Below are 16055 nucleotides of genomic sequence, written 5' to 3'. Positions count from 1 at the left end.
GGAAGGTGACTCGCAGGATTCGGGCCTACTCTGATCTCGACCCGCTCCCATCACCGCTGAGGACCGACCATGACCGCTCTCGAGGATGGCTGGACCGCCGCCTACGCCCCTGGGGTGCGCCGCCATCTGGACTATCCCGCCGGTTCCCTGGTCGACGAGTTCGATGCGTTCACGGTGACCTATGCGGAGCAGGCGGCGCTGGACTTCTTCGGCCGACGCACGAGCTATGCCGAGCTCGCCGCCCAGGTGCGGGCCGTGGCCGGGAACCTGCACCGCCTGGGCGTAGGGCCGGGATCGACCGTGGCGCTGCTGATGCCCACCTGCCCCCAGCACGTCGTAGCCTTCTACGCCGCGCTGCGGTGCGGCGCGACCGTCGTCGAGCACAACCCGCTATACCCGGCCCACGAGCTCGCGCCGATGTTCGCCGACCACCGCGCGGAGGTCGCGATCGTGTGGAACGCCGCGGCCGGGACCCTGCAGGAGCTGCCGGAAGAGGTGCGCCCGGGCGCGATCATCGCGGTGGATCTCATCGAGGAGATGCCCCGCGGGAAGCGCGCCCTGCTGCGGCTGCCGCTGAAGAAGGCCCGTGCCTCACGGAACCAGCTCTCCCGGCCCGCGCCGGCCGGCACTCTTCCCTTCTCCGGGCTGCGCCGCGAGGCCGCCCCGGCACCCGCCGCCTCCCGTCCGGCGCGCGAGGACACCGCCTTGCTGCTGTACACCTCGGGCACCACCGGCGCCCCGAAGGGTGTACCGCTCAGTCATGCCAACCTGATCGCCTCCACCACTCAGGCCCGCGAATGGGTCACGCCCCTGGTCCCGGGCAAGGAGGTGTTCATGGCCTGCCTGCCGCTCTTCCATGTGTTCGGCTGTTCGCTGTCGATGAACGCGGGCCTGAGCGTCGGGGCGATGCTGCACCTGATCCCCAAGCCCGAGACCGGACTGATCCTCGATGCGATCAAGCGGCGGCGACCGACGACGATGATCGCGGTGCCACCGCTGTTCGATCGCGTCGTCACCGGCGCGAAGGAGCGGGGCGTCTCGCTCGAGGGGATCCGCACCGGGATCGCTGGAGCGATGCCGCTGCGATCCGAACTCATCGAGGCCTGGGAGACGGCGACCGGTGGCCTGCTGATCGAGGGCTACGGGCTCTCGGAGTGCTCGCCGATCGTCTGCGGCAACCCCGTGGACAGCACCCGCACCCCGGGCTCGATCGGCATCCCCTTCCCCGACACCCAGGTACGCCTGGTCGACCCCGAGGACCTCGGCCGGGATGTGGAGCCCGGTGAGCCGGGGGAGATCCTGGTGCGGGGCCCGCAGGTGTTCTCCGGATATCGCGACCGCCCCGAGGAGACCGCCGAGGCGTTCCATGACGGCTGGTTCCGCACCGGCGACATCGCCCAGGTCGATGAGCGTGGGTTCCTCAGGATCGTCGACCGGCTCAAGGAGATGGTGATCACCGGCGGCTTCAACGTCTACCCCTCCGAGGTCGAGGACGCGATCCGGGGGGAACATGGCATCGAGGACATCGCCGTGGTGGGCCTGGTCGATGGACTGGGCACCGAGGAGGTGGTCGCCGCGATCGTCACGCCCGATGGGCTGCTCCCCGATGTCGAGGACCTGCGCCGTCGGCTCAAGGAACGGCTGACCGCCTACAAGGTGCCGCGCCGCTTCCACGTGGTGACCGAGCTCCCGCGCAACGAGATGGGCAAGGTCCTGCGCCGTGAGGTTCGCGACCGCCTCCAGGAGCTCGACCGTCGGCGCCCCCGGCGCTGAGCGAGGCAGTGCTGAGCAGGGAAGTGCTCAGGAGAAGAGCATGAGGGCGTAGACGCCGAACAGCAGCAGGTGCACCGCGCCATGCACGGCGGTGGTCCGCGGGGCGCTCGCCGAGATCGCGGCGACCGCCAGGGTCACGCCGAGCAGCAGCAGGTTCTTCGGTGATTCCGCGAGCACCACCTCGGTGCCGGTGGCCAGCCCGATCACCAGCACCGTGGGGATGGTGAGCGCGAGGGTCGAGACCAGCGCGCCATGGCACAGGTTCACCACCCGCTGCATCTCCCCGTTCAGCGCCGCCCGCACCGCGGTGATCGATTCCGGGGTGAACACGATCGCCGCGATCAGCACCCCGCCGAGCGCGACCGGGGCCCCGAGCCGCGCCAGGCCGTCATCGAGCAGGCCCGCCATATCGTGCGAGAGCAGCACGATCGGCAGCACGGTCGCGATCAGCACGGCGGCGCGGCCCAGCAGCTCTGAGCGGTGCACGGAGAGGACCTCCCCCAGTGCGGGGCGGTTCCTGGCGCTCTGCTGGGGGGCGGCGGGGTCCGGTCCGGGCGCGGGATCGGGAGTTCCGGCGACGCCGACGGGTCGCTCGACCTCCTGGAACTCACCCGCCTGGGCTCCCACCTGGCGCCAGAGGAAGAAGGCGTACACCGCCATCGTGAGCCCGCCGATCACCAGCGCCTGGCCCGGGGCGTAGCTGCCCCCGTCGCCGATCGTCGCGGGCAGCGCGAAGGTGAGCGCGGCCAGCGCGGTGAGCATCACCAGGTAGGCGGAGGTTCCCACCCGGTGCGGAGCGAGGGAGCCGTGCCGCAGGCCGCCCGCCAGCAGGCAGAGGCCGAGCGCGAGGTTCATGATGATCATCGAGACCGCCATCACCGAGTCCCGGGCGATCACGGCGTGCTCGCCGGGGCCGAGCATCACCGCGGCGATCAGCGCCACCTCGATCACCACGATCGACAGCGTCAGCACGAGCGTGCCGTACGGGTCGCCGAGCCGGCGCGCGAGCGCCTCGGCCTGGTGGACCACGCCGCCGGCGGCGACCACGATCACGGCGACGATCGCTGCCAGCACCAGGGTGAGCACGGGGGAGGGCAGGGGAGCGGCCAGCAGCGGGGCGGCGAGCGTCAGCACGCCGACGGCGGCCCAGCCGAGCACCAGGCGGAGGACCGCGCCGGGGGTGAGGATGGTGCGGATCGTGCTGCGGCCGTCCGGGGCGGGCGCGGGGGAGTGCGACGGCATGTCGGGAGAGTCCTCCTGTGAGGCCGTCCTCAGGCGGATCCGTCGCCCGGGTCGTCCCGGCCGCGGCGTCGGCGGGAATCGCCCGACGCCCCTGACACGATAGCCGTGCCCGGGTAGATCGAGCCACTGCCGGTGAGCGACCTGACCGTGCTCGGTCCAGGGGCGTCAGTCATCGCTCGTGCGATCGATCCCCACCAGCAGACCGTGGTCGTTGTCCAGATAGGTGCCGGGCGCGAGCACCAGGTCCCAGGTGGTGCTGTCGGCGGTCCTCGCCTCGCAGTCCAGGGTGCTCGCTGCCACGTCGTCGGCGCTGAGCGCGTCCATTCCGTCGACGGAGCCGAAGCCCAGGCCGGTCAGGGCGACGTTCTCGTTCAGCAGGTCATCCGCTTCCTGGGGCAGCTCGGTGCCGGTGGAGAACAGCACCGCGACGCTCGAGCCGTTCTGGAAGCCGGACCCGGACGGGACCATGACCGCATGAGCGATCCACTCCTGGTTCGGTTCGATGCGGTCTGTGCTCGCGGGGCCGAGGCAGCCGACGGCCGCGGCTCCCGGCTCGAGCACCAGCTCGGCTTCGCACTCGGCGGTGCCGTCGTTGTCGGACGCCAGGTAGTCCTCGCCGGTCGGATCCGTCTCCTGCGCTCAGCCGTCGTCGGAGCTCGTGGAGGGTGCGGCAGAGGTCTCCTCGGGGCCGTCCCCGGCGTCGGTGTCGCAGGCGCCGAGGCCCAGCAGGGCCGTGCCGGCGGCGAGCGCCAGGGCGGAGCGGGTGCGTCGTGCGATGCTCGCGGTCCTCATGAGGGGTCCTGGCCCGGCGATGATCCGGAGTCGCGGCGCCGCGGGATCGGATCCCCATGCTCGCGGCGGTACTGCTCATCGGCGGCATCCTCCGCGTCCACTCCGCCGCCCGAGCGTCGGGGGTCGCGGAATCCGAGGGCGATGCCGAGAGCGGCGCCGAGGGCGAAGCCGATCATGGCGCCGAAGACGACGTTGTCGATCACCCTGAGACCCATGCCGATCCCCACGGTGAATCCGATCATCATGCCGAAGGGCAGCCAGGTGGCGTCGAAGCGGCGGCGGGTGCGTGGAGTCATGGATCCTCTGTCCGATCAGAACCGTCGGCAGGGCCGACGGGGTGGGATCCACCAGCGTAGACCCGGCCGCTGTGACCCCGTGCGCCGAGAAGCGGACCGCACCTGCGAGGGACGTGCGACGCCGATAGCATCACGGGCGTGACACCGACCCCGACACCGGCTTCGACCTCGACGTCGAGCCCCACCACGATGCAGGCCCTGCGGAACCCGCGGCTCCTCACCACCGAGGCGCTCGCCGGAGCGGTCACCACGCTCGCGCTGATCCCCGAGGTGATCTCGTTCTCGGTGATCGCGGGCGTGGACCCGAAGGTCAGCCTCATCGCTTCGGTGGTGCTCGCGATCTCGATGTCGATCCTCGGTGGCCGCCCCGCCATGATCACGGCCGCCGCGGGCGCCGTCGCCCTCGTGGTCGCACCGCTGGTGCGCACCCACGGTGTCGAATACCTGCTGCCGACGGTGATCCTCGCCGGCATCATCCAGATCCTCTTCGGGGTGCTGGGGCTCGCCAGGATCATGCGGTTCATCCCGCGCTCGGTGATGATCGGCTTCGTCAACGCCCTGGGCATCCTCATCTTCGCCGCCCAGCTGCAGCACGTGCTCGACGTGCCGGTCATGGTCTATCCGCTGTTCGCGCTGACCCTGCTGGTGGTGCTGCTGCTGCCGCGGTTCACCAAGGCTGTGCCCGCCCCGCTGGTCGCGATCGTGCTGGTCACCGCGATCGCAATGTTCGCGAACCTCTCCGTCCCCACTGTCGGGGACCAGGGCGATGTCTCCGGCGGGCTGCCCGGGATCACCCCGCTGCTCGTCCCGCTGGACCTCGACACCCTGCGCCTGATCCTCCCCACCGCCCTCAGCGTCGCCTTCGTGGGCCTGATGGAGACCCTGCTGACCGCCAAGCTGGTCGACGACATCACCGACACCCGCTCCCACAAGAGCCGCGAATCCTGGGCGCTCGGCGTCGCCAACATCCTCGCCGGCTGCTGGGGCGGCATCGCTGGCTGCGCGATGATCGGGCAGACCGTGGTCAACGTGAAGCTCGGCCGGGCCCGCACCCGGTTGTCCACCTTCTTCGCCGGGGTGATGCTGCTGATCCTGGTCACCGTGCTCTCGGACCTCATGGAGGCGATCCCGATGGCCGCGCTCGCCGCGGTGATGATGGTCGTGGCCGTCTCCACCGTGGACTTCCACAGCGTGCGCCCCGCGACCCTCAAGCGGATGCCGTGGTCGGAGACCCTGGTGATGGTCACGACCGTGGTGGTCGTCGTGGCCACGAACAACCTGGCGATCGGCGTCGCCGCCGGGGCGCTGCTGGCGATGGTGCTGTTCGCCCGCCGGATCGCGCACGTGACCAGCGTGCACCGCCTGGTCACCGACGGGGAGGCGACGTACACCGTGCGCGGGCCCCTCTTCTTCGGCAGCAGCAACGACCTCGTCGAGCAGTTCACCTACGCCCAGGACCCCCCGCAGGTCACCATCGACTTCTCCGCAGCCCAGATCTGGGACGCCTCGACCGTCGCCGTGCTCGACTCCGTGCAGACCAAGTACGCCGACCACGGCATCGAAGTGCGCTTCACCGGGCTGGACGAGCACTCCACCCAGTTCCGCGACAGGCTCACCGGCACACTGAACTGACGCTGTCCAGCAGCAGCAGTCAGCTCCGCGGTCACCAGGGCAGCACCTCCGGGATCGGCTCGGCGCCGAGGACGTGCTGATCGCAGAACGCCAGCACCGCATGGTTCCAGGCGAGCGCATTGGACGGGGTGAGCACCCAGTGGTTCTCGCTGGTCAGCTGCAGGAAGCGGTGCGGCATGTCCTGCGGCTCGCCATCCCAGGTGGAGACCAGGTCCCACCACAGCCGCAGCGCCTCGCTGATCGGCACCCGATAGTCGCGGTTGCCGTGGGTGATCAGCATCGGGGTGGTGATCGCGTCGATCTCGTGATGCGGGGAGAAGGCCCGGTACCAGTCCGGGTCCTCGTTCTCGTGGCGGTGCACGCGCATCTTCGACGCCGCGGCGTCGGTGGTGCGGTGCTGCTGGTCCAGCGCCCACAGCCCCGCATGGGTGACGATCGCATCGAAGCGCGTGGTGTGTCCGGCGATCCAGTTCGCCATGAAGCCGCCGAACGACGCCCCGAGCATCGCCGTGCGGGAGCCGTCGAGGTCCGGGCGCTCGAGCACCGCATCGAAGAGGGTCTCGCACTCGTGGAACACCACGTCCGGACGACGCGGCCAGCCGCGGTTCAGCCCCGCATCCCCGTAGCCCGTGGACATCGCCGGGTCGGGCATCAGCACCGCATAGCCGCGCTCGACGGCGAGCCACGGGCACCAGCGCCAGCTCCAGGCGTTGTAGGAACCGTGGGGCCCGCCATGGATCCACAGCATGACGGGCGCCGGGGTCTCGTCGGATGCTCCCGCAGGGACGCACAGCCAGCCGCCCACGGTGAGTCCGTCGACGTCCGTCTCGACCCATTCCAGGGTGCCCGGCAGTGCGCTAACGGCTCCTGGAGCAGACAGCTCGGCGGTGCTGCCGTCGGCACCGATCCGGACCGGCCGGGCCGGGGTCGCCACGTCGTTGCGGAGTGCGAACAGGGCGCCGTCCGCCGTGGCGGTGAGCGACGAGAACACCCCGTCGCCGACCACCGTGCGAGCCTCACCGGTGGCCGGATCGACCCGCAGCACCGCGCCGGAGGAATGCAGGTCTCCGGCCACCAGCAGCGTGCCATCCGCAGCCCATTCGAGGTCGGTGATGCTCAGATCGCCGAGCTGCGCGGTGATCGGTTCGCCGCCGCCGAGGGGGTGGATCTCCAGGCGGCTGTAACTGGTGTCGGTGGGGGACGAGGCGGTCGAGCGGATCACGGCCAGGCTCTGGCCGTCGCGGGAGAACAGCGGGGAGCCGTACTGGGCGGACTCGTCCGCCTCCAGCAGCACGCTGCGGCGCAAGGTCGCGGTGTCGATCAGCACGAGCGAGCTGCGGGTCTCGCCGCCGCGCACCCGCTGGGTCCAGGAGGTCGCGACCGTGGAACCGTCGGGGGAGAGGTCCGCGGAGGCGGCGTAGAGGGTCACAGTGCCGACGCCCGGGGTGAGATCGGTGAGGTCGCCGTCGGCGGAGACCAGCACCAGCCGGCGGCTCTCGTCGCCGATCTCGTGGTCCCACATCCGGATCGGCATCCCGGTGTGCCAGATGGTGGTCTGCTTCGCGTCCTTGCGGACCTTCCGGCGCTCGGCATCTTCCTCGAGGCTGCTGCCCGGCAGCACGCTGGTGGCCGCGAGCATGGTCCCGTCCGCGGCGACCGAGAGCAGGGACAGGCCCGCGGCAGCGGAGGCCACCACTTGCGCCTCGCCGGTGCGCGGCAGGCGCCAGATCGCGGTGACCTCCTCCTCGGTGCCCCCCTCGGGATCCGGCCGGGAGGAGCTGAACAGCAGCGAGCCGTCGGGGGCGAACCGGGGCGAGCTCTCGCCCTTGGCGGAGAAGGTCAGCCGACGGGCGGGCTGCTCCCCGGCCGGGTCGAGCTCCCAGAGCGAGGAGACGAGTTTCGCGCCGGGCTCGTCGGCCTCCTGGATCGCGGCGATCACCCTCCCGTCGTCACTCGCAGCCACGGAGGCCAGGCGGGGGATTCGCAGGAAGCCGTCGATGTCAGTGAAATCAGTGAAGTCAGTGAAGTCAGCGGACGGGCTCGAAGCAGCGGCGGGGTCAGTGGTGGAGGAGGTCATCCGCGTCACGTTACCGGAGCCGCGGATGGCACCGACGGCAGGTCAGGGGATGATCACGATCTTCCCGTGAGCGTGGCCCGACTCCACCATGGCGATTGCCTCAGCGGCCTGACTCAGGGGGAAGGTCTCCACCACATGCGGGTCCACGAGACCGTACTGGACGACTCCGGTGATCTTGCCCAGCACTCCCTCGGACTGCTCACGGCCGGCGCCGCCGAGCTCGACGGCGGTGGTTGCGTCGGCCGCGGAGACGATCAGCGAAGGGTCCTTCGCCAGCGGTGCCAGCTCCCGCAGCGCGTCACCGCCCACGAGATCGGCCAGCACGTCCACGCCGTCGGGGGCGAGGGCCCGCATGCGCTCGGCGACTCCCTCCCCGGAGGGCACGAAGGTCGCGCCGCTGGCCTCGATCAGCTCCCGCTTGGACTCCGAGGCGACCCCGATGGCCGCCAGCTCGTGGACCGCTGCGATCTGCAGGGCCATGCGGCCCACGCCGCCGCCCGCGCCGAGGACCAGCAGCGTCTGGCCGGCCTCGATCTCGACCTGGTGGGTGAGGTCGTAGGCGGTGGTGCCGGCGACCGGGATCGCGGCGGCATCGGTGAAGGAGATCTCCTCGGGCTTGGCGACCGTCGCCGAGGCGTCCAGGACGGTGTGCTCGGCGAAGGCGCCGAGCCCGCGGGCCGGAGCGCCGAGCACCTCGTCCCCGATGGCGAAATCCTCGACTCCCTCCCCGACGGCGGTGACGACCCCGGCGGCCTCGAGCCCCATCGCGGCCGGCAGGCGGCCACGGGTGCCGAAGGCGCCTTCGCGACGCTTCCAGTCGGCGGGGTTCACGCCGGCGGCGCGTACCTCGATGGCGATCTCGCCGGCCCGGGGGGCGGGGGCCTCACGCTCGATGAGCTGCTGGCCCTCCGGGCCGCCGTAGGTGGTGAAGACGAACACTGCGGACATCTCGGGACTCCTTCGAGTGTGGTGCACGAGCGGTGCGGGGACCGCCCGAGGGGCGGTGGGGGTGCATATCAGAGCGGGAGGTGCTGCTCAGACAATCTGCTCCTCGACGACGTCCTGCGCGGTGCGGGGCGAGGCCGGGGTGGTAGGGCGATGGGTGCTCTGCTGTTCGCGGCGGCGCAGCAGCCGCATCGCGTTGACGATCACCAGCAGCACCGAACCCTCGTGGACCAGCATGCCGATCGCCATCGTGACCCCACCGGCGAACACGCCCACCAGGAGCGCGATCACCGTGATCAGCGCGATCGCGATGTTCTGTCGCATCACAGAGACCGTGCTGCGGGCAAGGCCGATCGCCTGCGGGAGCCTCAGCAGATCGTCCTTCATCAGGGCGATGTCAGCGGTCTCGATGGCGACCCCGGAGCCGGCCGCACCCATCGCCACACCGATATCGGCAGTGGCCAGGGCCGGGGCGTCGTTGACGCCATCGCCGACCATCGCCACGGTATAGCCCTCGCTCTGCAGCTGCTGGACGACGGTGAGCTTGTCCTCGGGCAGCAGCTGAGCCCGCACCTCGTCGACCCCGACCTCGGCGGCGACCGCCTCGGCGACCCGCCGGTTGTCACCGGTGAGCATGACGACCTGCGTGACCCCGGCCGCGTGGAGCCGGGCGATCATCTCCTTCGCATCGGTGCGGATCCGGTCGGCGACTGCGACCACGCCGATCACGCGGCCGTCGAGGGTGACGACCATCGGGGTGCGGCCGAGTCCGGCGAGCCGGTCGACCTCCGCGGCCGCGCCGCGATCCTCGGAGATGTCCTCGGCCGCCAGCAGCGGCAGGTTGCCGACGGCGACGCGTCGACCCTCGAGGGTGGCGACGATGCCCTTGCCGGGAACCGGCTCGGTGTGCTCGGGCAGGCCATGGGTGGGCAGGCCCTCGGACGCCGCGGCGTCGATCAGGGGACGTGCCAGCGGATGCTCGGAACCGGCCTCGGCGCGTGCCGCCCAGCCGAGCACGTCGGCCCGATCCAGCGCAGGGTCCAGGACGGTCACGTCGGTGAGGTAGGGCTTGCCCTCGGTGAGGGTGCCGGTCTTGTCCAGGGCGACGGCGGTGATCTTCGCGCTGGTCTCCAGGTACTCGCCGCCCTTGATGAGGATGCCGTCCTTGGCGCCGCGGCCGATGCCGGCCACGATCGAGACGGGGATGGAGATGACCAGCGCTCCGGGGCAGCCGATCACCAGCAGGGTCAGGGCGAGCACGACGTTCCCGGTGAGGAGCCCCGTGATCAGGGCCAGCAGGATGATGCCGGGGGTGTACCAGGTGGAGAACCTCTCCATGAAGGTCTGGGTGCGCGCCTTGGCGTCCTGCGCTTCCTCGACGCGATGGATGATGCGGGCCAGGGTGGTGTCGGCGCCGATGCCGGTGGCGCGCACCTGCAGGAAGCCACCGCCGGAGATGGTGCCGGCGAACACCTGGTCGCCCTCGCCCTTCTCGACGGGGATGGACTCGCCGGTGATGGAGGCCTCATCCAGGGCGCCGGTGCCGCCGATGACGATGCCGTCGACGGGGACCTTGGCGCCGTTCTTGACCAGAACGGTCTCATCGGGCCGGACCTGGGCGGCGGAGATCTCCACCTGCTCGCCCTCCCGCATCACCACGGCGACATCAGGGGCGACGGCCACGAGCTCGGCGAGCGCGGAGCGGGTGCGGTTCATGGTGCCGGCCTCGAGGGCGTGGCCGATGGCGAACAGGAACGTGACGGCAGCCGCTTCCCAGTACTGGCCGATGATCAGCGCACCGACCGCGGCGATGGCCACCAGCAGATCGATGGCGATGACCTTGACCATCAGGGCACGGACGGCCTTGAGGATGATCGGGATGCCGGCGACCAGCGCCGCGGCGATCATGAAGAGAGCGGAGGCGACCAGGGGAGCGGGGCCCTCGAGCTCGACACCGAGGCCGTGCTGATGGCCGGAGCCGAAGGGGTTCACCCCGACGGTGAGCGAGAGGATCGCGGCGACGACGATGAGGAGACCCGAGATGATCGGGGTTCCCCAAGGACCGCGCAGCCAACGGGTCAGAGCAGACATGAGGTGGTGCCTTTCAAGTCGGGTGCAGCGCAGGACGCGGAGCAGGATCTGGGCAGGACGGCCGGGCCATGGGGCCCGGCCGCCAGGGGTCAGAAGGCCGAGAGGACGGACGTGTAGCCGGCCTTGTCGATCGCGGCGACGATCTCATCGGTGGTGGTCACGGAGGCGTCGTGGTCGACTTCGACGCGGCCGGAGGCGAACTTCACGCTGACGTTCTGCACGCCCTTGAGGCGGCCCACCTGTTTCTCGATCTTGGCGACGCAGGAAGGGCAGCTGAAGCCCTCGGCGCGGAAGATGGAGTGGGTGCTGGTGGCGGGGGTGGCAGTCATGGTGAGCCTTCCTTCTGGAGCGTGGTCCTCGAGGGGCTTTCCCTCGATGTGCTCTCAACCTAGAAGGGTTCTTGTGGAAGCGACATGACAGGGATCAATCAACTGCACTCCACTTCTGACCAGGCCGGATGGGAGAGGGTTAGAGTCGAGCCATGACCATCCAGGAGCCACCCGCCGGGCCCGCCGCGCAGGGCCGACGCACGATCCCACTCACGGAGATCACCCTGCCCCACCAGTGCCCACGGCCCGTGCGGCTGTACGTGCTGGCCCGCGCGCCCTACTTCCTCGGGCTGGGTGAGTCGGAGCTGGATCGCATCGATGCCCGGATGCGCACCCTGACCTTCACCCCGGACGCCCCGATCTACCGCGCCGGCGAACCGGCGGAAGCCCTCTACGTGGTCGCCGAGGGCCGGGTGAAGCTGTCCCAGGTCACCGCAGGCGGGACCGAGACAGTCACCGATCTGCTGGTCCCCGGGGAGCTGTTCGGGACCATGAGCACCCTCGGCGAGCCGATCCACCACCAGACCGCCTCGGCGCTCGTGGGCACCTGCGTGCTGCGCATCCACCAGGACGACTTCCGCTCTGTCCTCGCTGAGCAGCCGCGCATCGCGCTGCGGGTCCTCGACGACGTCGCCGCCCGCCTCTCGCGTGCTGAGTCCGACATCGGCTCCCAGGGCTCCGCCACGGTCGAGCAGCGGGTCGCGAGCACCCTGCTGCGCCTGGCGGACAAGCTCGGGGAGGACCGCGGGAGCGACGGAATCATGCTCGAGGTGCCGCTGTCCCGCGCGGATCTCGCGGGCCTGGCCCGCTCCACCCCGGAATCCGTCTCCCGCGTGATGAGCCGCTGGAAGAAAGAGGGCCTGATCGACTCGGGGCGGCGCTGGACCGCGGTGAAGGATCGGGCCCGGCTCGAGGCGCTGCGCGATGCGCAGGAGTGAGCAGAGCGGGTGAGCTGAGCTGACGGCGCTGTGCAGCTCGGTCCTCTGGTGCGTGCCCCCGAGACGATTCGAACGTCCGACACCCGCTTTAGGAGAGCGGTGCTCTATCCCCTGAGCTACGGGGGCGATCCGGCCCGTCCCCGGAAGAATCCGGGACGTGGGCCTCGAACATGGTAGCGCTCCATGGCAGGATCTGAGCATGTCCAGCGAGCTGCCCGAGACCTCCGCCACCGTCGCCGCCGTGATCCTGGCCGGTGGTGCGTCCTCGCGCCTGGGCGGCACCGACAAGACCCGCCTGCCGATCGCCGGTGCGACCGCCCTGGAGCGGGTGCTGCGCGCCGCCCCGCACGGGCGCCGCATCGTGGTCGGCCCCAGCGGGGAAGACGGCGGTGACCTCGCCATCCGTCACGGAGCGCGCTTCGTGCTCGAGGACCCGCCGCGCTCGGGTCCGCTGGCCGCTCTGGCCCGCGGCGTCGCCGACTTCTCCGAGGGATCCGACGACGCCACCGTGCTGGTGCTCGGCGGAGATATGCCGATGCTGCGGCCCGAGACCCTGCGCAGCCTCGCCGCCCGCAGCGCCGAGAGCGGACGGGTGGTGGCGCTCGAGGCCGAGGATGGTCACCTCCAGTTCCTCGGCGCGGCCTGGCCGCTGGGCCGGCTGCGGGAGGCGCTGGCCGCGGTCGAGCACGAGGATGGCGGCTGGGCCGACCTGAGCCTGCGCCGGCTCTACGCCGAGCTCGGCCCGGGGGAACTCGGAACCCTGCGCGCACTCGGCGCGGAAGGGGCGGACATCGACACCCCCGACGCCCTGGCCCAGGTGCGCCGCGCCGCCGGCCCCCGCATCGCCCTGGCGCAGATCGAGGTCTCCGAGGACCTCGAGACCACCTTCGAGATCGTCCGGCTGGCCGTCGCGGAGGCCGCCGAGGAGGGCGCGCACCTGGTGCTGCTGCCCGAGGCGACGCTCACCCCCTTCGGCACCGATCTGCGAGCGGCAGCGCTCACCCACCACGATGCCTTCGCCCAGCTGCTCCAGGAGCTCGCCGAGGAGCACGCCCTGGTGGTCGTCGGGGGCTCCTTCACCCCCACCGAGGACGGCCGCGTGCACAACACCGTGATCGTGCGCGGCCCGAACGGGGATCCCCATCTCGAGTACCGCAAGATCCATCTCTTCGATGCCTTCGGCGCCGACGAGTCGCGCACCGTCGCCCCGGGCGACGAGCTGGTGACCTTCGATCTGCACGGCACCCGCTTCGGGATCACCACCTGCTACGACGTGCGCTTCCCGGAGCAGTTCACGGCGCTGGCCCGCCGGGGTGCGCAGGCGATCCTGCTGCCACTGGCCTGGGCCGAGGGGCCGGGCAAGCAGGAGCAGCTGCAGCTGCTGCTGCGGGCCCGCGCGCTCGACTCCACCACGGTGGTGCTCGCCGCCGATCAGGCCCCGCCGCCGGACTACGCCGGGAAGGCGGCTCGCGGCATCGGTCGCAGTGCCGCCGTCGGCCCGCTGGGTGCCATCCGCCAGGAGCTCGGCCGTGAGCCGGGGCTGCTGCTGGTGGATATCGATCTCGAGGAGATCGACGCCGCCCGTGCCTCGCTCCCGGTGCTCGAGCACCACGTGGACCTTCCGAACGGCTGACTCTCGCGACTGCGTTCAGCGGAGGTGATCGGCGCCACGGCGGAGCGCGGTCATGCTGGCGTAGCCTGCAGGAATGATGTCTCCGATCGACCGCTCCAGCTCTGGTCGCACCGCGCCGGCCCGCACTGTGGCGGCCCGCACCGCGCCGACCCGCACCCTGCCAGCCCGTACTGTTCCTGCCCGCCTGGTCACGCTGCTCGCGCTGTGCAGCGCGATGCTGCTCGCAGTGCTGCTGGCGATGCCCAGCCCGGCGCAGGCGCATGACACCCTGCTGAGCGCGGATCCGGAGGATGGCGCGACCCTGGAGACCTCTCCCGACGAACTGACCTTCACGTTCTCGGCGGATGTGCTCGAGGTGAGCCCGCTGGTGCGGATCACTGACGAGTCCGGCACCGAGCTCGCCGAGATCGTCCCGACCGTCGAGGGCCCCGTCGCCACCGCGACGCTCGAGGAGCCTCTCCCGGCCGGCACCCACACCATCCAGTGGCGCGTGGTCTCCAGCGACGGCCACCCCATCGAGGGCACCCAGACCCTCACCGTCGAGCAGGGCCCGGCCGAGCCGGCTGCACCCAGCGACGGCGGCGGCGCTGCAGACGAGCCCGGCGCAGAGGAGTCCGACGCCGCGGCGAGCGATGCCGGGGGAGCGGAGAGCTCGGAGGCCGCAGGCACCGGGGGCACCCCGCAGGAGCAGGCCTCCTCGGCGCCCGCCGCGGACGAGGAGGGTGGCATCTCGATGGGCGTCCTGATCGGGATCCTCGCGGTGATCCTCGTCGGCGCCGCCGCCGCCGTCTTTTTCATCGTGCGCCGCCGCGACTGACCGCCGCGACTGACCTGCGCGCACTGGCACGCACAGACACGCACAGAGGGGCCCCGACGCCGATGGCGTCGGGGCCCCTCGTCATGTGGTCGGGAGGACCGGGCTCAGTTGCCCTGGTTCTCGTCCCCGCCGAGACCGAACTTGTCGCGGGCTGCATCCAGACCGGAGTCGACCTGCCCATCGACGTTGTCGGGGGTGCGCTCCTTGATCTGGTCGCCGGCGGCGTCCAGGAGCTGCTCAGCCTGCTCCGGGTTCTCGGAGGCAAGATTCTTGGCCTTGTTCAGCGCGTCATCGAAACCCATGTGGATGTCCTTCCGTTCGCGGAACCGCCCCGTGCAGGGCGACGGTGCAAACCTATGCCGAGGGGAGCGCGTGACTCAAACGTGACCGTGATGATCCCGCGGAACTGCTGTGTTCTGCACGGTTCTCCGGCCAGTCGACGGTGAACGCGCAATACTGGCTGCGTGACTCTGCGTAATTCTGGATCTGACGAAAAAGGTGCGCGGCGCGCGGACGACACTCGGACCCCTCCCGCGGACCGCAGCGCCCGCTGGGACCACGTGCTCACGCTGCTGGCGACCACCAAGCGACTGAGCGTCGCCGCGGTGGCCGTGGAGCTCGGGGTCAGCGAGTCGACCGTGCGCCGCGACTTCATGGAGATGGAGCGTGCACAGCTCGCTCGGCGCACCCACGGCGGCATCGTCGCGGTCGACGTCGCCTACTCCTTGGCGACCGTGCCGCGCAGCGCCGACGAGGGCTCTGCGCAGCGCGAACGGGTCGCCGACAAGGCGGCGGCGATGGTCGAGCCCGGTCAGATCATCGGCTTCAACGGGGGGCGCACCACCACCTCGACCGCGCGCCGCGCCGTGTCTCGGCCGGATATCGACTCGCGGGACGGGAAGCCGGGGCTCACCGTCGTCTGCGCGGCGCTGAACATCGCCACCGAGGCGGTGCTCCGACCTTCCGTGCGCACTGTGGTGCTGGGCGGCGTCGCCGAGCCGTACTCCTTCGAGCTGACCGGTCCGCTCGCCACGGCGACCATGCGCGATCTGTGGCTCGACACGATGTTCGTGGGCACCGTCGGGATCGACCTCAACGCGGGCCTGACCTGCAATTCCGACGCCGAGGCGGGTGTCACCCGGATCATGATCGGTCATGCCCGCCGGGTGGTGGGCTTGGCGACTGCTGACAAGATCGGGCACCGGGCTCTGGCCGGGATCTGCCCGGTCTCGGTGCTCACCGACCTGGTCATCGCCGGACCCGTTCCCGAGGCGCTGCGCGAGCATCTCGCAGAGGCCTCGGTGCGCCTGCACGAGGTGTGAGCCGTGCAGGCGGGCTGCGCGCCCGGGCTTCGCATGATGTGAGCAGGCCGGGTGAGGATCTGCGGCACGCCTGCACCGGCGTGCGCCCCGACCCCGGTAGCGTGAGCGACCATGTGGAGTTTCCTGCGCGGGAAGAAGCGATCAGAGCGATCGGACGAGGACGCGACC

The 16055-nt window shown here is 70.9% G+C and carries 15 protein-coding genes and 1 tRNA gene; 6 read left to right on the top strand and 10 right to left on the bottom strand.

The window, feature by feature from the left end; translation table 11 throughout:
• The first annotated feature begins 69 nt into the window (after positions 1–69).
• Entirely contained in the window at positions 70–1773 is a 1704-nt protein-coding gene (locus Q0937_RS01505; protein WP_299298993.1) for an AMP-binding protein, read from the top strand.
• A 27-nt stretch (positions 1774–1800) separates the two neighbouring features.
• On the opposite strand, the gene Q0937_RS01500 is transcribed toward Q0937_RS01505, so the two are convergent.
• The 4 genes from Q0937_RS01500 to Q0937_RS01485 all read right to left on the bottom strand — a co-directional run bounded on the left by Q0937_RS01500 (position 1801) and on the right by Q0937_RS01485 (position 4103).
• Entirely contained in the window at positions 1801–3015 is a 1215-nt protein-coding gene (locus tag Q0937_RS01500; RefSeq protein WP_299298991.1) for a calcium:proton antiporter, read from the bottom strand.
• 165 nt (positions 3016–3180) lie between these two features.
• Positions 3181–3576: a hypothetical protein gene (locus Q0937_RS01495; protein ID WP_299298989.1), complete on the bottom strand. Its 396-nt coding sequence runs from the start codon at positions 3574–3576 to the stop codon at positions 3181–3183.
• A 78-nt stretch (positions 3577–3654) separates the two neighbouring features.
• Positions 3655–3807, bottom strand: coding sequence for a hypothetical protein (locus Q0937_RS01490; protein ID WP_299298987.1), 153 nt, complete (start codon positions 3805–3807; stop codon positions 3655–3657).
• The gene (locus Q0937_RS01485; protein ID WP_299298985.1) at positions 3804–4103 is read right to left on the bottom strand and encodes a hypothetical protein; all 300 of its coding nucleotides are present in this window, start codon (positions 4101–4103) and stop codon (positions 3804–3806) included. The genes Q0937_RS01490 and Q0937_RS01485 overlap by 4 nt, the downstream gene beginning before the upstream one ends.
• Before the next feature lie 189 nt (positions 4104–4292).
• Here Q0937_RS01485 and Q0937_RS01480 point away from each other — a divergent pair, with 189 nt between their 5' ends.
• Positions 4293–5735, top strand: coding sequence for a SulP family inorganic anion transporter (locus Q0937_RS01480; protein WP_299299626.1), 1443 nt, complete (start codon positions 4293–4295; stop codon positions 5733–5735).
• 31 nt (positions 5736–5766) lie between these two features.
• Here Q0937_RS01480 and Q0937_RS01475 read toward each other — a convergent pair whose 3' ends face one another.
• From Q0937_RS01475 to Q0937_RS01460, 4 genes are all read right to left on the bottom strand, one after another.
• Complete coding sequence (locus Q0937_RS01475; RefSeq protein WP_299298983.1) at positions 5767–7812, bottom strand: prolyl oligopeptidase family serine peptidase; 2046 nt, start codon at positions 7810–7812, stop codon at positions 5767–5769.
• Between the two features lie 42 nt (positions 7813–7854).
• Complete coding sequence (locus tag Q0937_RS01470; RefSeq protein ID WP_299298981.1) at positions 7855–8760, bottom strand: NADP-dependent oxidoreductase; 906 nt, start codon at positions 8758–8760, stop codon at positions 7855–7857.
• Positions 8761–8847: 87 nt separating this feature from the next.
• Positions 8848–10848 (bottom strand): cation-translocating P-type ATPase, encoded by a 2001-nt coding sequence (locus Q0937_RS01465; protein ID WP_299298979.1) that lies wholly within the window; start codon positions 10846–10848, stop codon positions 8848–8850.
• An 89-nt stretch (positions 10849–10937) separates the two neighbouring features.
• Positions 10938–11177 carry a heavy-metal-associated domain-containing protein gene (locus Q0937_RS01460; RefSeq protein ID WP_299298977.1) on the bottom strand — a complete coding sequence of 80 codons (240 nt, stop codon included), beginning with the start codon at positions 11175–11177 and terminating at the stop codon, positions 10938–10940.
• A 152-nt stretch (positions 11178–11329) separates the two neighbouring features.
• On the opposite strand from Q0937_RS01460, the gene Q0937_RS01455 reads away from it, so the two are divergent.
• Entirely contained in the window at positions 11330–12115 is a 786-nt protein-coding gene (locus Q0937_RS01455) for a Crp/Fnr family transcriptional regulator (protein ID WP_299298975.1), read from the top strand.
• 53 nt (positions 12116–12168) lie between these two features.
• Here Q0937_RS01455 and Q0937_RS01450 read toward each other — a convergent pair.
• A tRNA-Arg gene (locus Q0937_RS01450) sits at positions 12169–12241 on the bottom strand.
• 73 nt (positions 12242–12314) lie between these two features.
• Here Q0937_RS01450 and Q0937_RS01445 point away from each other — a divergent pair.
• Together Q0937_RS01445 and Q0937_RS01440 are read left to right on the top strand one after the other, a co-directional pair.
• On the top strand, positions 12315–13748 hold the full coding sequence (locus Q0937_RS01445) for a nitrilase-related carbon-nitrogen hydrolase (RefSeq protein WP_299298973.1): 1434 nt from the start codon (positions 12315–12317) through the stop codon (positions 13746–13748).
• 73 nt (positions 13749–13821) lie between these two features.
• The gene (locus Q0937_RS01440) at positions 13822–14565 is read left to right on the top strand and encodes a copper resistance CopC family protein (RefSeq protein WP_299298971.1); all 744 of its coding nucleotides are present in this window, start codon (positions 13822–13824) and stop codon (positions 14563–14565) included.
• A 104-nt stretch (positions 14566–14669) separates the two neighbouring features.
• Here Q0937_RS01440 and Q0937_RS01435 read toward each other — a convergent pair whose 3' ends face one another.
• Entirely contained in the window at positions 14670–14867 is a 198-nt protein-coding gene (locus Q0937_RS01435) for an antitoxin (RefSeq protein WP_299298969.1), read from the bottom strand.
• A gap of 162 nt (positions 14868–15029) precedes the next feature.
• Here Q0937_RS01435 and Q0937_RS01430 point away from each other — a divergent pair, with 162 nt between their 5' ends.
• On the top strand, positions 15030–15887 hold the full coding sequence (locus Q0937_RS01430; protein WP_299298967.1) for a DeoR/GlpR family DNA-binding transcription regulator: 858 nt from the start codon (positions 15030–15032) through the stop codon (positions 15885–15887).
• The last annotated feature ends 168 nt before the right edge of the window (positions 15888–16055 follow it).

Source organism: uncultured Brachybacterium sp., from assembly GCF_947500705.1.
In the GTDB taxonomy this organism is placed as follows: domain Bacteria; phylum Actinomycetota; class Actinomycetes; order Actinomycetales; family Dermabacteraceae; genus Brachybacterium.
Note: the sequence above shows the minus strand (reverse complement) of the source record. Positions and strands in the feature narration are given on the sequence as shown.